This window comes from Limosilactobacillus panis DSM 6035, assembly GCF_001435935.1.
Lineage (GTDB): Bacteria > Bacillota > Bacilli > Lactobacillales > Lactobacillaceae > Limosilactobacillus > Limosilactobacillus panis.
Window position 1 is genome coordinate 1 of sequence record NZ_AZGM01000022.1, and the last position, 17,945, is coordinate 17,945.

The 17,945-nt window shown below is 47.6% G+C and carries 18 protein-coding genes and 1 other RNA gene; 5 read left to right on the forward strand and 14 right to left on the reverse strand.

Annotated elements, in window-relative coordinates; all coding sequences use genetic code 11:
- Positions 1 to 1,186 precede the first annotated feature (1,186 nt).
- Together FD32_RS01440 and FD32_RS01445 are read left to right on the forward strand one after the other, a co-directional pair.
- The gene (locus tag FD32_RS01440; RefSeq protein WP_047769397.1) at positions 1,187 to 1,582 is read left to right on the forward strand and encodes a hypothetical protein; all 396 of its coding nucleotides are present in this window, start codon (positions 1,187 to 1,189) and stop codon (positions 1,580 to 1,582) included.
- A gap of 347 nt (positions 1,583 to 1,929) precedes the next feature.
- Complete coding sequence (locus tag FD32_RS01445) at positions 1,930 to 2,481, forward strand: hypothetical protein (RefSeq protein ID WP_053003065.1); 552 nt, start codon at positions 1,930 to 1,932, stop codon at positions 2,479 to 2,481.
- 281 nt (positions 2,482 to 2,762) lie between these two features.
- Here the strand turns inward: FD32_RS01445 and ssrA are convergent.
- The 10 genes from ssrA to cdaA all read right to left on the reverse strand — a co-directional run bounded on the left by ssrA (position 2,763) and on the right by cdaA (position 13,056).
- Positions 2,763 to 3,138: a transfer-messenger RNA gene (ssrA, locus tag FD32_RS09700) on the reverse strand.
- An 82-nt stretch (positions 3,139 to 3,220) separates the two neighbouring features.
- Positions 3,221 to 3,817 carry an aggregation-promoting factor gene (apf, locus tag FD32_RS01455; protein ID WP_047769393.1) on the reverse strand — a complete coding sequence of 199 codons (597 nt, stop codon included), beginning with the start codon at positions 3,815 to 3,817 and terminating at the stop codon, positions 3,221 to 3,223.
- Positions 3,818 to 4,134: 317 nt separating this feature from the next.
- Complete coding sequence (locus FD32_RS01460; RefSeq protein WP_047769391.1) at positions 4,135 to 4,941, reverse strand: Cof-type HAD-IIB family hydrolase; 807 nt, start codon at positions 4,939 to 4,941, stop codon at positions 4,135 to 4,137.
- Positions 4,938 to 5,288, reverse strand: a complete 351-nt coding sequence (locus tag FD32_RS01465; RefSeq protein ID WP_047769389.1) for a MarR family transcriptional regulator — start codon at positions 5,286 to 5,288, stop codon at positions 4,938 to 4,940. Before FD32_RS01465 ends, FD32_RS01460 begins: the two co-directional genes overlap by 4 nt.
- A 12-nt stretch (positions 5,289 to 5,300) precedes the next feature.
- Positions 5,301 to 7,136: an acyltransferase family protein gene (locus FD32_RS01470; protein ID WP_047769387.1), complete on the reverse strand. Its 1,836-nt coding sequence runs from the start codon at positions 7,134 to 7,136 to the stop codon at positions 5,301 to 5,303.
- A gap of 191 nt (positions 7,137 to 7,327) precedes the next feature.
- On the reverse strand, positions 7,328 to 7,639 hold the full coding sequence (locus FD32_RS01475; RefSeq protein ID WP_047769386.1) for a hypothetical protein: 312 nt from the start codon (positions 7,637 to 7,639) through the stop codon (positions 7,328 to 7,330).
- A gap of 241 nt (positions 7,640 to 7,880) precedes the next feature.
- The gene (gene glmS, locus FD32_RS01480) at positions 7,881 to 9,701 is read right to left on the reverse strand and encodes a glutamine--fructose-6-phosphate transaminase (isomerizing) (RefSeq protein ID WP_047769384.1); all 1,821 of its coding nucleotides are present in this window, start codon (positions 9,699 to 9,701) and stop codon (positions 7,881 to 7,883) included.
- A gap of 302 nt (positions 9,702 to 10,003) precedes the next feature.
- The gene (gene glmM, locus FD32_RS01485; protein WP_047769382.1) at positions 10,004 to 11,359 is read right to left on the reverse strand and encodes a phosphoglucosamine mutase; all 1,356 of its coding nucleotides are present in this window, start codon (positions 11,357 to 11,359) and stop codon (positions 10,004 to 10,006) included.
- A 16-nt stretch (positions 11,360 to 11,375) separates the two neighbouring features.
- Entirely contained in the window at positions 11,376 to 12,218 is an 843-nt protein-coding gene (locus FD32_RS01490) for a CdaR family protein (protein WP_047769378.1), read from the reverse strand.
- The gene (gene cdaA, locus FD32_RS01495) at positions 12,205 to 13,056 is read right to left on the reverse strand and encodes a diadenylate cyclase CdaA (RefSeq protein WP_047769376.1); all 852 of its coding nucleotides are present in this window, start codon (positions 13,054 to 13,056) and stop codon (positions 12,205 to 12,207) included. Before cdaA ends, FD32_RS01490 begins: the two co-directional genes overlap by 14 nt.
- A gap of 99 nt (positions 13,057 to 13,155) precedes the next feature.
- Between cdaA and FD32_RS01500 the strand changes: the two genes are divergently transcribed.
- The gene (locus FD32_RS01500; protein ID WP_053003064.1) at positions 13,156 to 13,812 is read left to right on the forward strand and encodes a DUF1361 domain-containing protein; all 657 of its coding nucleotides are present in this window, start codon (positions 13,156 to 13,158) and stop codon (positions 13,810 to 13,812) included.
- A gap of 52 nt (positions 13,813 to 13,864) precedes the next feature.
- Here FD32_RS01500 and rbsK read toward each other — a convergent pair whose 3' ends face one another.
- Together rbsK and murB are read right to left on the reverse strand one after the other, a co-directional pair.
- Positions 13,865 to 14,788 (reverse strand): ribokinase, encoded by a 924-nt coding sequence (gene rbsK, locus FD32_RS01505; RefSeq protein WP_047769372.1) that lies wholly within the window; start codon positions 14,786 to 14,788, stop codon positions 13,865 to 13,867.
- 152 nt (positions 14,789 to 14,940) lie between these two features.
- Entirely contained in the window at positions 14,941 to 15,834 is an 894-nt protein-coding gene (murB, locus tag FD32_RS01510) for a UDP-N-acetylmuramate dehydrogenase (RefSeq protein WP_047769370.1), read from the reverse strand.
- 126 nt (positions 15,835 to 15,960) lie between these two features.
- Between murB and FD32_RS01515 the strand changes: the two genes are divergently transcribed.
- Together FD32_RS01515 and FD32_RS01520 are read left to right on the forward strand one after the other, a co-directional pair.
- A complete protein-coding gene (locus tag FD32_RS01515) occupies positions 15,961 to 16,497 on the forward strand; it encodes a 3'-5' exonuclease (RefSeq protein ID WP_047769368.1) in 537 nt (178 codons plus the stop codon).
- A gap of 12 nt (positions 16,498 to 16,509) precedes the next feature.
- The gene (locus tag FD32_RS01520; protein WP_047769367.1) at positions 16,510 to 16,932 is read left to right on the forward strand and encodes a PAS domain-containing protein; all 423 of its coding nucleotides are present in this window, start codon (positions 16,510 to 16,512) and stop codon (positions 16,930 to 16,932) included.
- A 44-nt stretch (positions 16,933 to 16,976) separates the two neighbouring features.
- Here the strand turns inward: FD32_RS01520 and FD32_RS01525 are convergent, their stop codons facing one another.
- Positions 16,977 to 17,465, reverse strand: a complete 489-nt coding sequence (locus tag FD32_RS01525; RefSeq protein WP_047769364.1) for a GNAT family N-acetyltransferase — start codon at positions 17,463 to 17,465, stop codon at positions 16,977 to 16,979.
- Complete coding sequence (gene tsaE / locus FD32_RS01530) at positions 17,466 to 17,909, reverse strand: tRNA (adenosine(37)-N6)-threonylcarbamoyltransferase complex ATPase subunit type 1 TsaE (protein ID WP_047769412.1); 444 nt, start codon at positions 17,907 to 17,909, stop codon at positions 17,466 to 17,468.
- Positions 17,910 to 17,945 lie beyond the last annotated feature (36 nt).

Here is a 17,945-nt window from a genome sequence, read left to right on the forward strand (position 1 = left end):
TTTTCGAAAAAATACGAAAACTGACGGGCTTTTAATGAACTATGAATAATTCAGGAGATCAACTTCTCATTTCTTATTATAAAAAGCACCCAGCTTTTACACTGGATGCTTTCTTCATATGGCAAACACTTTGGCAAACAAACATGTTATTTTTAATGATTTGACCAAGTTTTAACACTACCAAAATGCCGATATATCGCGTTTCCAACTCTAAGTAACATTACAATTCTATTCGTTTTCAATAATCGAAACCTGGCACAGTGGATGGCAGAGAGCAAAAAGGATTACCATTTTAGAGCTCGCCACAAGGACCAGGCAGACAAGACGGTAGTTAGTTTCGTGTATTCGGACCAAGTGAAGAAAGACAGGCGGTTATATTGCGCTTGTCGTGTCCTATATGACCATTACCAAGAATATTGCCAGCAGCAGGAGCTAACGCCACTTAGCAACCGACAGTTCAAGCACAACATAGAGTTGCTAGGGTTCGTATACCAGAAGCACCATCGTTTTTACGCCGGGTATTACGGTAACAAGGTAACGACCGCATATAAGAACATTGGTCTGGTGCATACAAAATAATAGAGTGCATACAAAACACACCCAAAAACGTTCCATGCAATTCACAACTATTAGGGATTGCCTAAACGTTGATATGGCAGCAATGCAGTACCAACAGCACTGGGCAAAAGTGGACATTATCGAGAATATTTGTAGTTACTGGAATGTAGAAAAATGTCGGAATTATTTTTTGATAAATGTTCCATACAATGTGAACCATACAGGCAATGCCCTAATGACTGGTACAACAGTAATTCTTGTAATAAATGGTTGCCTAAAATGACCAGATGCGGGAGATATTCGTAGTTAATTGAATGTTAACAAATGTTAACGTTGCTATATGGTTCGTAGTTACGTTGAACCCGACAAAACCTGACATTCGCTTAGTGGCCAGTGTCTTTCACGTTTCGATAGCAACGGCCTACTGAAGCCGGAATAATAGTTGCTATCGTCCTGGTATACTTAATTAAGCGGTAGCAACAAAAAAGACCCGTTGAAATTAACAACAGGCCAAAAAAGCAGCGCCGCACCACTGACACAGCTTCTATATAAATCAAACAAATCATTATATCGTTTAATTTATTTACCCTTACCGGGCATTACTAAATTGTATTGGAGTGGTAATGCCATGTCAATCATCCCCACCATTGACGAAAAGGCCGCTGCTAATAGTGCCAAAGATTACTTAAAGCAATTCAAGGGCTGGCAGCTAGTATCACTTAGACTGGACGACAACAACCCTAGAGCTACCGCCCAGGCTCAACGGGAACACGTTAAAGCCATGTTTGAGTTACAAGAGCGGCAGAACATTATTAAAGCAATCAGCAAAGACGACCAGGCCAGCGGCATCATCTTAGATCAACGGTTTATTAGGCAGCACAGCACCAAAAGGACACTGGCAGAGCTGGCAGCCAAGCACCACAGTATTACAGAGGGTAACTTTTATCATCGTCAACGTAAGGCACTATTGATGGCCTACTACCTCATCCCCACTGACCAGGTGAAATTAGTAAGGTGTGAATAGGTATTAACACTGGCGTTAATAGGGTCTATACGTAAACAAAAGAAAAGGCGGCCCTCACATAGCCACCTTTACAAATTACCATACACAAACATTTTAGCATGAACCCCCGCCCCTCATTGCTATCAAAAAGAGTGCACACATTGCCATTGTTTTATCTACAAGCAGTAATTTTGAAATTTTACGGTAGGGGGGCTGCTAATTGCTGATTATTGAAAAATCAGCATTTTAGCAAGACAAATGGAGCAAAATAATGGCCGTTTTAGAAGATTTTGGGAAGTTCTTTCCGATTAGCTTGCCTAATAGGTGCATAATAGAGTTGTAAATGTTTATGTTGGGGGTATTTCAGAATGAAAAAGATAGGTTTATTTTGTATCGCTATCCTAGCAGGGCTTAGCCTCGCCGGGTGTAATAATCTGGCGTCACAGTCACACAAGGCGGCCAGCAGCAGTTCGTCCACTAAGGTAGTTAAGCACCACAAGGACAATAAGAAAGCTAACCGGGCCAGCCATAAGGATAAGCAATCATCATCCAGTAGTAGTCAAGCTATTAATAATAGTAGTAACACTACTAGCCAACAAGGTGGCAACAGCAGTCAGCAGACTACCGCTCAATCTAATAGTAATAATAGTAACGGTGGCCAGCAACAAGCGCAGGGCAGCTCACAGAGCAACGGCAGTATAAATAATGCAGATCAAGCACTCGCCGCTGCTCGTGCTAAGTATGGCGATGGTAACGGCAATTACCATTGGACGGTAATGTATGATGCAAGCACTGGTCGGCCAGCCCGTAACGCTGATGGTTCGTATTTCGTTAAAGCTATTGACCCAACACAGGGGACAATGACGGGCACCGCTCAAAGTGTTAATGTTTACCCAGACGGTTCAATGACGAATAATTAAACATCAATCAAGGGGAATGGACCTAATATGGTTCGTTCCTTTTTCTATGCTTAATGCTTACATTGCTGACACCCTAAAAGGGGATTTTGTCGCAAACATTGTGAATAGCAAAAATAAAAAGCCGCCCAAACAGACGGCCCCGTGCTGGAGAGAAGTTCTTAAAGTTTGTCGCAATTTTGTCGCAGTTTTCAAAATTAATACGTTTTTCAGTGTTTCCAGAAAAAGAAAAATGCCTTTAATATCAACGTTTTGCGCTGATATAAAAGCACCGGAAACCCCAATTATGGAGATGACGGGAGTCGAACCCGTGTCCAAGCATATCGCCATTTCAACCTCTACGTTCGTATCTCAACTATTTAAGTTTCACTAGTCAAAACGCCGTTGATCAGGGCAACCATGGCTAGCTAGTTTGATTGGTCTCTTCTTACTGCTTCAAACGGGAGCAGGAAGCGTAGTCCACTAACATATAAAACCTACATTCGCATCATGGACGAACCCGAAGTAGATCTACGCGCGCTACTTGTTAGGCAGCGTATGCGTAAGCGTTTAAATTATTGTTTGCAGTTATAATTTAAAACTGAGCGTTTTTACGAAGACGCAACCTTCGAAACGCAGTTGAAACTCGACCTATACCTGTCGAATCCAAAAAACATCCCCGTTACACTAAGTATCATATCATACTTAGTCTTAATCGCATAGTAAAAAGGACCGCGCCATCGCACGATCCTTGTAAGATTTATTACCACCAACCATTGGCTTCCCAATGGGCCTGGGCCGCTTGCCATGAGCCGTAGCGGTTTTGCATGTATTGTTGAGCAACTTCTTCTTGGTGTTGTGGTGAAAGGTCACCACCAAGGTAAGCCAGGTCAAGCTGGTAACGACCATAGTAGCGACCGTTTTGGGCGGTGTAACTACCACCAGACTCGTGTTGGGCAATCCATTCCTTCGCTGCTTGGTCAGCACTGAAAAGGTTATTGGATTGACTAGCCTTGTCCGCGGTATTGTCACCAGTCGTGTTGTCCTTATTTTGTTGGGTGTTATTTGTCTGGGTAGCCTGCGTATTCTGGGTATTCATCGTCGAGATTTCCCCGTCACCCTTAATCAGTAGCTTTTGGCCAACTTGCAGGTGGTTAACATCTGACAAGTTATTGTCCTTCGCAATTTCGTTAATTAAACTGTTGTCCTTGGCGAACTTGTAAGAAATACTCGAAAGGGTATCACCACTTTTTACGGTGTAAACCATGTCGGCGTTTGCAACAACTGCTGTTGAAGTAACACCCAAGGCTACAGCCCCAAGAGTAGCAAAAGCTTTTACAAAGTTTTTCTTAGTATTCATAAACTAAACAACCATCCTTTATCATTCTGATTTATTTCGTTCATTCAACAGCTCTTATGGTACACGGTGAATATTACTAGCCTGTAACAGCTTCTTTTCGCTTTCCCCCATTTCGCCAATATAATGTTACTTGATTGTAATATTGACTACCCCCACGTTTTCAAGAAGAGCGGCAAAAGCCATTAGGACAGGATTTTTCAGGTGCCCTAACTTTTTCATAAAATCTTCAAAATTCAACTAAAAAAAGTCAAAAATTCCGGAGAATCCTTGAGATTCCACGGATTTTTGCCTTTTTAACTATCTTTTTGGTGCTTATATTACAGTTGTGTTGCAAAAAAACGTTCGCAATACGTGGCCACACCGTCATCATCATTCGAGTCGGTAATCGCCGTGGCGGCCTTCTTGACTGCCGGCAAACCATTGGCCATGACAATTCCCTGCCGGGCCGCTTCAATCATTTCGAGGTCGTTGTCGGCATCCCCAAAGCTCATCAGGTTGCTGAAGTCGTCACCGAAGTGCTTGAGCAGGACCTTAAGGCCAGCCGCCTTATTAACCCCAATCGGCAAGAACTCCATGATCATTGCCTGTGACTGCACGGCGTGATAATGCTTCTTCAGGTCGGCCGGAAGTTCCTTGATGATTGGTGTGAGCTTTTCCGGCGAAATTGCCATTACGGCCTTGCTAAAAGTCTCTCCCGGCAGCTGAGCCGCCTTAATGTTCCTAAATTTAATATGTTTCAGAACTGACCGATAGATTGAGCCAGGAAAGTCATTCAGTTCGAAAACCTGGTCAAAGTCCAAAACATTTAACGGGATATGGTGGGCGTTGACAAAGTGTAATAATGGTGCTAAGTCATGCTTGTCCATCCCCATTTCAAACAGGTGGTCCTTCGTCCGGTTATTGATTACCAGGCCCCCGTTGAAGGTGATCGTGTAGTCATCTGGTTCGGTTAACCCCAACTGCTCGATGTAGGGCCAGATAGCGTTGATTGGCCGCCCCGTGCACAGGACAACGTGGATCCCTTGCTGGTGGAGCTTCCTCAAGACCGCCTCATTGCGCGGTGAGATTTCCTTCTTGCTGTTGAGCAGCGTGTTATCAAGGTCTAATGCAATCATCTTAATCATTTTGATTCATCCTTCTCCTTGTTTGCCTGGACAATCTGTTGGTTAAATTCGGAAAGGAGGTCCAATAATTTAGCCCCCCGGTCTGCCGGGTCCTTTTTCTGGATAACGTAGTGATTTGTCAACAGCACCTTCAGCTGCCGGGAGACGGCACTACGGGTGACCCCCCGTTCTTTTGCAATGTCCATCAACTTTACTCCCGGCTGGTGGACAATACTGCGTAAAATCAAGTATTGCTCAAAGGACAGGGAAAAAGCTGCCGAGGGCTCAGAGATAAAGGAGCCGAGTCCCTTTAACCCGGTTAGGTAAAGGTCGATTGCCTGGTCTAATAAGTGTTCATCCTCAGCCACGACCGTCGCTCCTTACCGGTGATTCAAAATTGCCTTGGCAACCATCCGCGTGTAGTGGATGTTCCCCTGTTCATCCATGTGAACATTATCGTCAGCAAACCAGTCCGCGTGGTTATTGCTTTCTGCCGACCAATCAATCACGTGGACATTCTTATGCTTCTTGGCTGCAGCCTTGATTTCCCGGTTAACGGTCTGCTGCCATGGCTTAGTTGGCACGTGGGCGGTTAGCCAGTAGACCTGGCGGTTAGGACCAATCCCAGACAGAATCTCGTTAACCGTCTCCTTGGTCATTGCCCCGTTCGTTCCCAGGTTCAGCACCACGTTCTTATTCAGGTGCCCATCTGACTTTAACTGGCTAATGACCGCCGGCGCTTCTGAACCCTGGCGGCCAACTTTAGCATCAACATAGGCCTGGGGCATCAATTCCTGAATACTATTGGCGGCATCGGCCATTACCGAATCACCGATCGCCGTAACCTTGGTATTTTTCAGTGCCTTAACCTGCTGGGCAGTTAGGTTATACTCCCTTTCCAGTTTGCCGGACTTCTCCGTTGACGTCTTCTTTCCCTCCGCAAGCTGCTTATTATGTTGAGCAGCTAGCTGGTGGTTACGTTCAATCCGGGCCTGGACCGCCGGCTTAGCAGGCTTGTGGTCTGGTTGACTCAAGCCGAAGAGGGCAATTCCCAATGCGATAACACTAAAGGCCATTTTAATTCCTCCCTGAAGTGAAATTGTCTTAATACTATGTAAGTCTTGTCTAATATTTGTCCAATCATAGTGAGCCAGTGGCTTTTCCAAAAGTTGGTAGGAAAGCTCACTAACGATCCCGATAATCACCAGTTCAATCAGTGAATTGATGACCGGGTGGATACCAACATGTATTGCCCGTTCATAAAAGGCCATTACCGGGTACTGGTAAACGTAAATCCCGTAGGACCGCTTGCCGACCCAGGTGAATACTGGGTTGGTCATCCACCGATTCATGCTGGCTCCCGGGTGCAAAATCATTGCCGTGGTGATCATACCAACGAAGCTGTAGAAAAACATTCCCCCACGGTAGGTCGCCGGATTCTGCCCATTCAAAGTGAAGAATCCGATGATGGTGATGATAATTGAAGCAATTCCTAACCCATTCAGCAGGTTTATGTCAGGCTGGATCAGATTTTTACGCAGGCGGTTGAGTGGCCAGGTCAGGCCCAGCCAAGAACCCAACAGGAGGGAAAAAGCCCGGGTATCGGTCCCATAGTAAACCCGGTTGATATTTGCCGGGTCATAGAGGAGGGCCATTTCTACCGCCGAGGCAATTGCCAATAAGAGGACCACGCGGGCCACCCGCTTCTTCTTTCCCAGAATACGGAAAAGCAGGATTAAAATTAGCGGCCACAGTAAGTAGAACTGGGCTTCTACCCCCAAGGTCCACAGGTGGGTGAACGGCGAAATGCCACCAAATTGGTCAAAATAGGACTGGCCATTTTTTATTTCCCACCAGTTATAGACCCATAGCAGGTTAGTAAGGACAATTGCCTTAATGTGGTGCAAAAGCGGCCGGGCAAACAGGGTAATATACGCTGTTGTCAAAACCAGCATTGCAATTAGGACTGGGTAAAGGCGCTTAAACCGGCGCTTATAGAATGCCCGAATATCAAAGAAACCGTCTTGCATTAGGTGCTTGGATATCTGATAAGTAACAAAGTAACCGGATATCAACAGAAAAAGGGGAACCCCCAAGTAGCCCCCTTGCAGTACATTTGGTAAAAGGTGGTAAACAATGACCCCCAATACCGCCAACGTACGTAGACCATCAATGCCAGTAATATATTGACGCTGTCTACGCCTAGCTGATCTCATTTCAACAACCTCCACTTTTTGTAATCCTCATAAAATTATACTGGCTGAAATGCCTGGTGTATAGCCCTTTCACAAAAAATAAGGCCGGAAAAGGCGAAAAATTTTCTCTTTTCCAGCTTTATTCGCTAATTTGAGAACACCGGACTTACTTTCACCACCGCTGGTGCCCAATTAAAACTGTGTCAGTCGTCTTAACCAATATGGTTTTCTTTCAAAATATCAGCGACCACCTTGTCCATCTCGGGTGTCCGTTTCCATTCTTCCCAGTGGTCCATCGACTCGTCCTGCATCTTGTAGTGACTGTTGATGTAGTCCTCGTACTTGGAGACGTTACGTGAATGGGGAATATTTAATTGGAGGATGCGGACCTCCTTAATGAAGCCGCGTTCCGCTGCCAATTCGGCCCGTCCATTATGGACCATGTTACCAATCTCATAGTAGGTGCTCCCGTCGTTTCTGGTAATCTCTTCAATTAGTGTTAAAACTTCGTGTTGCTTTTCCAAAGTACGTTTCCCCCTTCTTACCTAATTAATTATACCGATTCAAAACAAAAAAATCACCGTCGCGATGACGGTGATTGGCATAAGAGAGAAAGAGAATTGATTAGAAGGTAAATACTTAATACCTTGCAACTATTATGATAGCGGTTTCACCAACGGAAGTCAATACAAAATTCTAAAAAATGTCAATTTTTAGAATTAAAAAAGCCGCAACGGTCAACGATGACCATTGCGGCAATTGGTTTTATTGAACAGTAACTGACTTAGCGAGGTTCCGTGGCTTATCAACATCCAGGCCCTTCCCCAGACTAGTGTAGTAGGCCAGCAGTTGGGCCGGTATTACACTGAGCAGTGGTGTCAAGTATTCGTCAACATCAGCCAAGACGATTGTGTCGTCTTCTTGGGCCAGGTGCCGGGAAACGATGGTAATCGTACTTGCCCCCCGGGCCTTGGTTTCGTCCAGGTTACTCCGGGTCAAACCAGCTGTCCGGTCCTGGGTAATGATGCCGATGACCGGTGTATTCTTTTCTATCAGGGCAATCGTCCCGTGCTTCAGTTCACCGGATGCGAAGCCTTCTGCTTGGACATAGGAAATTTCCTTCAGCTTCAACGCTGCTTCCAAGGAAACACTCCAGTCAATTCCCCGCCCGATATAGAAGGCGTTCCGTGGCTTAGAAAGGTAACGTGCGGCCACTTCTTCAATCTTCTTCTTACTATCGGTGATGGCTTGCATCCCGTTAGCAACTAACCCGAGTTGGTGCTTAACGTCAAAGTCCTTGGCGGGCTGCTTGCCCAGGTATTCACCCAAGGCCTTGGCCAGAATTGCTTCAACGGCGATTTGGGCCGTGTAAGCCTTCGTTGAGGCCACAGCAATTTCCGGACCAGCATACAGCAATTCGGTGAATGTTGCTTCACGCGAAAGGGTCGACTTATCGACGTTAGTAATCGTCAGGCTTGGCCAGTTATTCTTATTCACGTTTACCAGTACCTGCCGACTATCAGCGGTTTCACCACTCTGGCTCAGGAAAATAAAGAATGGCTTCTTGGACAGCAGTGGCTGTTCGTAGGCAAACTCTGAAGAAATGTGCACACTGGTTGGAACCCCACAGAGCCGTTCAAAGATCCGGGCACCAACTAAGCCGGCGTGGTAACTAGTTCCGGCCCCGACAATGTATAAGTGATCAGCATCGGCCATTGACTTCAACAGCTTTTCGTCAATTTGCGGTTGTCCATCCTTACCGAAGTACTTTTGAACCAGCTTCCGCATTACTGCCGGTTGTTCATCGATTTCCTTCAGCATATAGTATGGGTAAGTTCCCTTGTCAGCGGCGTTTTCATCCATATCAACCTTAAACGACTTACGGTGCTTTTCGTTGCCGTCAAAGTCCTTAATGGTGACGTGGTCGGGCTTAACGATTACCAGTTCATGGTCATCGATTTCCATGAAGGTGTTCGTCTGCTTAATCATGGACATCGCATCGGATCCCACCATGTTGTAGCCGTCTGCCAGGCCAACCAACAGTGGTGACTTATTCTTGGCAACGTACAGGGTGTCCGGTTGTTCTCGGTCAATCATTACGAAGGCGTAGGAAGAATCAGGGCTGATTAAGCGCAGCACCTTTAAAAGGGCTCCTTCAGTTGACATCTTATTTTCAACGACAAACTTATCAACCAACTGAACAATTACCTCAGTATCGGTTTGGCTAGTAAAGTGAACCCCTGCCAGGTATTCCTTTTTCAGTTGGGCATAGTTTTCAATAACCCCGTTGTGAACCAGGTAGAAGCGGTCGTCTTGGGAGTATTGCGGGTGTGCATTGGCCTCGCTTGGTTCCCCATGAGTTGCCCAACGGGTGTGACCAATCCCGGAAAGACCGTGAACGTCGTCCGTTAAGGCTGCTTCCAGGTTACTGATCCGTCCCGGGCGCTTCACGAGGTAGTCATGCCCCTGTTGGTCATTTAAATAAACCCCTGCTGAGTCATAGCCCCGGTATTCCAGCCGCTTAATCCCCTCAATTAAGATTGACAAACTCTGGTCAGTACCGGTAACTCCAACAATTCCACACATAATTTATTCCATCCTTTTTTATTTAAGTTTCATTTAAATTGGTATAGATAACTTTAAAATCGTTAGTTTCTTGGCTAACTGTATTGTATAGTACAGGTTTTCAAATTGATTGTCAATCGGTTGCACTCGATTGGTATAGGTATTGCCAAAAACATAACGACTTTCCTGGGTTGCGCATATTACACCATCGTTTTTAAGAAAAAGCGCGCCCCTGGTGGCTAGTTACGGACAATCAACAATATATTCGTACCAATGATTGTCTTCAATTAGTCATCCGGAGCGCGCTCGAATGCACAGTTTAATTATTTAACTTCTAGTTCTGCCCGGGCAACGTCACCAATCTTTTCAACATACTGGTGAACCAGTTCCTTAGTTGGGGCCTCGGCCATAATCCGGAGAAGTGGTTCCGTCCCACTTGGCCGGACAAGAACACGACCGTTACCAGCCATCTCGTCTTCGACCTCTTTAATGACCTTCTTAAGGTCCGCGTTTTCCATTGCTGCTGCCTTGTCAGCAACCTTGATGTTCAACAGTTCCTGTGGGTAGGTAGTGACATCGCTAGCCAATTCGGCCAGAGTCTTACCGGTTTCCTTGACCACGGACAGCAATTGCAAGGCGGTCAGCATTCCGTCACCAGTGGTGTTATGGTCGAGGAAGATAATGTGACCGGATTGTTCACCACCAAGGTTATAACCGTTCTTCAGCATCTCTTCGACAACGTAACGGTCACCAACCTTGGTCTTAACACTCGTCATCCCGTGAGCTTCTAAGGCCTTGTACATCCCCAGGTTACTCATGACGGTCGTTACCACGGTATCCTTCTTCAGGGTGCCCTTGTTATCCATGTACTTCCCACAGATGTACATGATCTTATCACCATCGACAATGTTACCGTCAGCGTCAACCGCGATGCAACGGTCACCGTCACCGTCGAAGGCCACCCCGAGGTCAGCACCGTTTTCAACAACCGCCTTCTGGAGTCCAGCGGAGTGGGTTGACCCACATTCAAGGTTGGTGTTCAACCCATCTGGCTGGTCATTGATTGGCACAAAGTCAACGTTCATGTCCGCAAAGAGGTTGGAAACAAAGCCGCTCGTGGCCCCGTTAGCAGCGTCAACAACGACCTTTAAGCCACTCAAGTCGGTTGAAACGGTTTGCTCCAGGAAGGAGGTGTACTTCAAAGCCCCCTCGTGGTAATCGGTAACCATTCCCAGGCCTTTATCGGATGGCCGCGGCAGGGTATCCTCATCCGCGTCTAACAATTGTTCAATCTCATATTCAAGGTCGTCAGACAACTTGAAGCCGTCCCCACCAAAGTACTTGATTCCGTTGTACTTAATTGGGTTGTGACTGGCCGTGATCATGACCCCGGCATCGGCATCTTGGGCCCGGACCAGGTAGGCAACTCCCGGAGTGGTAACGACCCCTAAGCGGAGGACTTCAATTCCCACGGAAAGAAGGCCAGCTACCAGGGCATTTTCCAACATTTCACCGGAGATCCGGGTGTCACGAGATACCAGGACCTGCGGCTGCTTGCGTTCAGAATGCCGGGTTAAGACGTAACCACCGGCCCGGCCAACACAAAAGGCCAGTTCCGGACTTAGATCTTGGTTTGCGACCCCACGGACACCATCTGTACCAAAATACTTTAATTTCATTGTTCTTCTCCTTCAATTAATTATTAGTAGAACTTGTACTACTTTCTTTCGTCGTGCTATTCGTTATGTCGTTACTATCCTGATTCCTGCTCGAGGAAGAACTGCTAGAATCTTCACTACTGGAGCTGCTGGAATTATCACTACTCCGGCTAATCGGGATCGTCACGTTTGTTGTCTTCGGTGTAATAACCACGTTCAGAGTCTGGCCATTCTTATCCAGTGCCTGTAAGGTTACTTGCCGTTGCAGGTCATTCTTAGCGTCACTTGGAATAGCGACAAAGGCCACTACCCGGCTGACCCGGTCAACCTCTTCTCTTGAGCCGGTGACCTGGACAACATCCGTATCCAGCCGTGGCCGGCCAATCGTGTAGCCATTGTCTAATGTCCGTGAATTCAGCCGGACACTAACCCGCATACTAATGGTCCGCCGCGGCTGAATGTTGACGTTAATGTACTGTGGCTTGGTTGTGGCGCGCAGCTCGGAATTAAGGCCACTGGTCTTGACCTTTACCCGGTGGGTTCCGGGCGCAAGTTTACTCAGGTCCAGGTAGGCTCGGAAGTTCTGGGTATTGTTAGTAGTGGTCACTAAGGCCGATGGTCCATTGACCCGCACCTTGACCGTTTGGGGATAACCGGTGACGACGTACTTCGCATTGTCCACGGTAATGTTGAGTGGCATCTCAATTGTCGCCGACTTGTTGGACATCAGGGCACTATTGCGGTTACTGTCCCGGGTATTCTGACGTAAAAAACCATTCTTGCTGCCGTTGACGTACACGAAGAGAAAGATTGCCAGGACCAAGGCCGTTAACCGTAGTACCCACTTACGGCTGAAAAAACCGTCGTTATTTTTGTTCATGACGACCACCTCCGTTGCGACCAAGTAAGCTGAACAACTTAGTCAGCAGGTTTCCGCTATCTTGGGGAACCTTCTTGTAAAGCTGGGCCCGCAAGAATTTCAGGTAATCACTCTGGGACATATTGCGGATCAACTCGTTATCCTTGGTGATGGAAACCTCACCAGTTTCTTCTGAGATAACGATCGTCAGGGCGTCCGTAACTTCACTGATCCCGACCGCTGCCCGGTGCCGGGTCCCCAATTCCTTGGGGATCAGCTTACTATCCGACAACGGTAGGTAGGCAGCAGCCACCGCAATCCGGTTATCCTTAATGATAACCGCCCCATCGTGCAGTGGCGTGTTGGGGATAAAGGTATTGATCAAAAGCGCCCCGGAAATGTCCGCATCCATTGGAATCCCGGTTTCAATGTACTCTTCGAGGCCCGTATTCATTTGAATACTGATCAGGGCCCCGATCCGACGCTTTGACATGTATTGGATTGCCTGATCAAGTTGCTTGATCATTTCCTCTTCAGTCTCATTCGCTGTTTGATGAGCCGTAAAGAATGAACCACGCCCAAGGTGTTCCAGTCCCCGCCGAATTTCTGGCTGGAAGATAACCACGATTGCGATTACTCCCCAGTTGATTACCTGGTCCATCAACCACGAAACGGTACTTAAGCCAAAGTACCAACTGATGACCTTGACCAAGATGATGATCAGAATTCCACGGAAAAGCTGCACGGCCCGTGTCCCGCGAATCAAGATTAGCAACTCGTAAATCAAAAACCAGATGACAAGGATATCGATGAGGTGGATCAAGTTCTGCCACGTCAGAAGCGAAGCAATAAACTGCATAGCATTCACCATCCTCCAAATTCACGTTCATATTATATCATTTTCACCGGTAAAAGTCTGGTATGCTAGTAGTATTGACTAAATCAAGGAGGCTGTATTTTGCAACGGATTTCTTTTCAGTGGAAAGTACGTATCTTCTTTCTGGTACTAATTGCCTACCTATGGCTAACGGTTAAGCCACCGTATAACTTCATGGCCTTTAACACCTTCCTCGGCTACCTACCGATTGAGTCTGGCTTTCAGATGCGGCGCTTTAATGACCGCCGGGCCCTGGCCTTTTGGGTTACCCTCGTCCTGTGGGTAATTTTTTACCCAAACGCCCCGTACGTCAGCACAGACCTCTTCCACCTTTCCTGGCTCCGGCCCCATACCAGCATTAACGGCATCCTCAAGAGTGATCCCCACATCTGGCTAATCTTTGTTCTAATGATTGTTTGTGCCTTCTCATGCCTCATTCTGGGAACCATTAGCCTGCAAAATACCGCTGCCCAGTTGACCCGGCTGACCAGTCCGCACCATCCGCAACTGCAAGCCTGGTGGATGCTCTTCTTTTGCTTTACCTCCAGCGTGGGAATTTATATTGGGCGTTTCCTTCGCCTGCACTCCCTCTACCTGCTCTTTACCCCCTCGTGGTTTATTCGTCAGCTCCTCGGTATCTGGTCCAAGCCAATGCTAGAATTCACCATCATGTTAACGGTCATGCAGCTTATTATCTATGGGCTTCTAAACTGGGTCCAACGTCTTCCTAAAGATTAAAAAACGACCACTGGCTTTCGCAAAAACGAATACCAGTGGTCGTTTTTTATTATTATTTTTCTGCTAAGGCCGCTTTAACCTTGTCGGCTGTTGGAATTGAAGGCATTGCCCCCATCTGTTGAACCGTCAGGCTAGATGCCCGCTGTGCGTATACCAGGGCATCGGCAACATTACTCAGGTCATCCTTTAGTTGGGAACTGAGGGCCCCAATAAAGGTGTCACCAGCTGCGGTGGTGTCAACCGCCTTGACCTTAAATGCTGGAACAAGGCCGTGACCTTCTGGCGTAGCGTAGAAGACGCCCCGCGAACCAAGCGTGATCAATAGGTGCTTAACGCCCCGCTTCTGGAAGTACTCCGCACTCTTCAGCATTGATTCTTCGTCCGCAACTTCAATCCCCGTTAACAGGGCACATTCGCTTTCGTTTGGGGCAATCACGTCCGTATAAGAAAGCAATTCAGGAATGATGTCATGGGCCGGTGCCGGGTTCAAGATTGTGGTAACCCCGTGTTCTTTAGCCAACTTAAAGGCCGCCAGAGTAACCTCTTGAGGAGTTTCAAACTGACTGATCAAGAAGTCAGCACCATCCAAAACATCTTCAATGCCCGCCAGAACATCGGTGGTCATCGCCTGGTTGGCACCCCCGTAAATCATAATGTCGTTCTGGCCATTAGCATCCAGCGTAATAGCAGCGGTTCCCGTACCATGGTATTTGTCGACCATGATGTGGTGGACATCAATGTTGTTTTCTTTGAGGGCTTCTAGCATGTATGAGCCTTCGTTATCGGAACCAACCGCACCAACAAAGGATGTCTGTGCACCCGAGCGAACAGCCGCAACGGCTTGGTTAGCACCCTTACCACCAGGTGCAGAACTTTTGCTCTTTGCCGAGATCGTCTCGCCTGGTTGCGGGAAACGTTCAACGTGGTAAGTGGTATCAACGTTAATACTTCCTAAAACTACTACCTTATTCGCCATTTTCATTCTCCTTTATCTGTAAGATTCTCTTGATTTATTCTATGATACCATACGACAAAAACGATTACAAAGCTTATTGCAACAATAAGTAAAACGTTTTGATAATTTTATAAAATTGTGGGAAAGAGATTCACATCCCTTTCCCACAATTTCTAGTTACGGCCGATAATTCGGACTTCCGTCTGCAGGGCAACGCCATACTTCTTCTTGACGGTTGCCTGAACGTGGTGGATTACCGCAACGTAATCCGCCGCCGTCCCGTGGTCAATGTTGACGATGAAGCCGGCGTGCTTCTTAGAGACCTGGGCGCCACCGGCAGTGTAACCTTGCAAGCCCGCGTCGTGAATCAGTTTACCAGCAAAGTACCCCTGGGGACGCTTGAAGACACTACCGCAGGATGGTAAGTCAAGGGGCTGTTTAGCGGTCCGGCGGTCATTCAACTCCTTCATCTTGGCGGCAATTTCGTCATGGACACCGGCTTGGAGGGTGAAGGTAGCATCCAGGACAATCCCGTGGGAATCCTGAATACTACTGTGACGGTACCCAAAGTCCAGTTCCTGGTTACTCATTTTTTTGATTGTCCCATCTGGAAAAAGCACCGTTGCCGAAGACGCCACCATCTTCGTTTCGCCACCATAGGCACCGGCGTTCATAAAGATTGCCCCACCAACGCTGCCGGGAATTCCCGCTGCGAATTCAAGACCCGTCAGGCTGTGGTCACGGGCAACCTCAGTTGTCTTGATGTATGCGGCCCCCGCCTGAGCGGTTACCTCGTTGTGGTCAACGGTGATTGCATCCATCTTCGTCAAGATCAGGACAAGCCCTTCAATTCCGCCGTCTTTAACAATCAGGTTGCTGGCGTTGCCCAGGACGGTCAAGGGGACCTGGTGAGTACGGGCATAGTCAACCAGTTGCTTGACCTCGTCCACATTCTTTGGGAAGGCGAGCCAGTCAGCAGGTCCGCCGGTATGCGTGTAGGTATAGTACATCAATGGTTCGTCTTGCTTGATTTCGATACTAGGAAACTCATTCATTAAATTAGCCATTTCGTTATTCCTCATTTTCTGATTATTTCTCTTCAACTTCCTATAGTATTGTAGCATTTAATTGCAAAAGCCGGTGACCGTTTGTACAATTATAGGTATCATCAAACAGATTAGGACGGTGTTTAAATGAACTTTGTTGCCATGGATTTTGAAACCGCTAGCGGTAAGCGGTACAGCGCCTGTTCTCTGGCCCTTTCAATCGTCCGCAACGACCAAATCGTCGACGAATTTTATTCCTTAATTAACCCCCACACGGACTTCTTCTGGCGCAACATCCAGGTCCACGGGATCCATGAGCGTGACGTTGCCGACGCCCCCTCGTTTCCCGCCGTCTGGGATCACATCAAGGAATTCTTCACCCCTGACAAACTGGTCATTGCCCACAATAACCGCTTTGACAACAGTGTGTTAAAAAGCACTCTGGAGCACTATGGCATCCAGCCACCGGCTTATCAAACTCTGGACACGCTGACCACAAGTCGGCGCTTAATCCCGGGGCTAAGCAACTATAAACTCAACACAGTGTGCGACGCCCTCAGTATCGACCTTCATCATCACCACAACGCCTTAGACGATGCCCAGGCCTGTGCCAATATTCTGCTCTACCAGGGTCACCACTTTAGCCCCCAACAGCTTAGACCCTTTATCAAACTTATCGGTTAGGAGAATCTTATTATGCCTAGTGTTAACCTTCACGGTGGTCAGCTTTCTTTAGACGAGCTGAACGCCATTTTTGCTACCATTCCCGTTGAATTCGACTTCATTGACAAAGACGACATCATTCGCTGGTCATCGGCAAACCACCACCGGTTATTCAAGCGAACTGATAAGGACCTCGGCAAGCACGTTTTGAATGTCCACCCGGGGCACAGCCAAAAACGGGTCAAACAGGTTCTTGCTGAGATGCACGGTGGCACCCGTGATTCGATCAAAATCCTAATCAACTACCACCAGCAACCGGTCAGCATTGCCTTCTATGCCCTCCACAATGACGATGGTCAGTACATCGGCTGCGTTGAGGTTACCCAACCAGTGGGTGACTTCCAACAACGGGGGTCACTCTGGCGCAATATCAAGCAGATGTTCAATAAGAAATAATAGAAAGACGCACCTGATATTTCAAAAAGTCAGGTGCGTCTTTTTTACTCTTCTGGCTGGTACTCCATCACGAGGGCGGGACGGCCATCTTCTACCGCCGTTCCCGTTTCTTTGAAGTGTAGCTTCTTGTAAAGGGCAATTGCTGGTGAATTATCTGCGAAAACCGACAAAACGAGCTTCTTTAGGCTGCTATAGTTTTCGAACCAGTACTCAGCCTCGTCGACGAGTAGCTGACCAATACCATTTCGCCAGTACTTTTTTTCGACGACCACGCCCAGTTCGCCCACTTCGGGATGGTCAGCGAGCATCATAACGGTAATGATGCCCACTGGTTCATCCCCGAGTATCGCCAGCATCACTACACAGTCGTCGAACTGGTTGATTGTCTTGATGTTCTCGGCTTCTTGTTCCAAGCTTACGTCCAGCAAGTGGGGAACCTGGACGGCGTTACTTTCCGTAGCTGCCTGCCGCAAAAAGGCCAGGACCTTGGCAGCGTCTTCCGGGCCCGCCAGCTTAATTGTGACCGCGTCCATTTAGGCCACCACGTCCTTAACCATTTGCACAAAGTGGTCACCATGGGGTTCAAATTCCAGGACCCGCTTGTTTTCATCATCAGTCCGCCGGAAGTGGATGGCCAAGAAGTCATCCGGCAGTTCATCTTCCACAAATTCGGCCCACTCAACCACGCTTACGCCGTCGCTATCGAAGTATTCCTCAAGGCCCAGGTCCTCTGCACCCCCGTTCTCGAGACGGTACGCATCCATGTGGTATAGTGGCAATCGCCCATCGTGGTATTCGTGAATAATCGTAAAGGTCGGGCTCTTGATAATGTCCGGAATGTCGAGTCCCTTCGCTAAGCCCTTAGTAAAGGTCGTCTTCCCCGCGCCGAGGTCACCATCCAGGACCAGGACATCACCGGCCTGGAGCTTTTGACCAATCTTTTCGCCCAGGGTGATGGTTGCCTCCCGACTATCCATCTTTACTTTCTCTTCCACCAGGATCACCTCATTTTC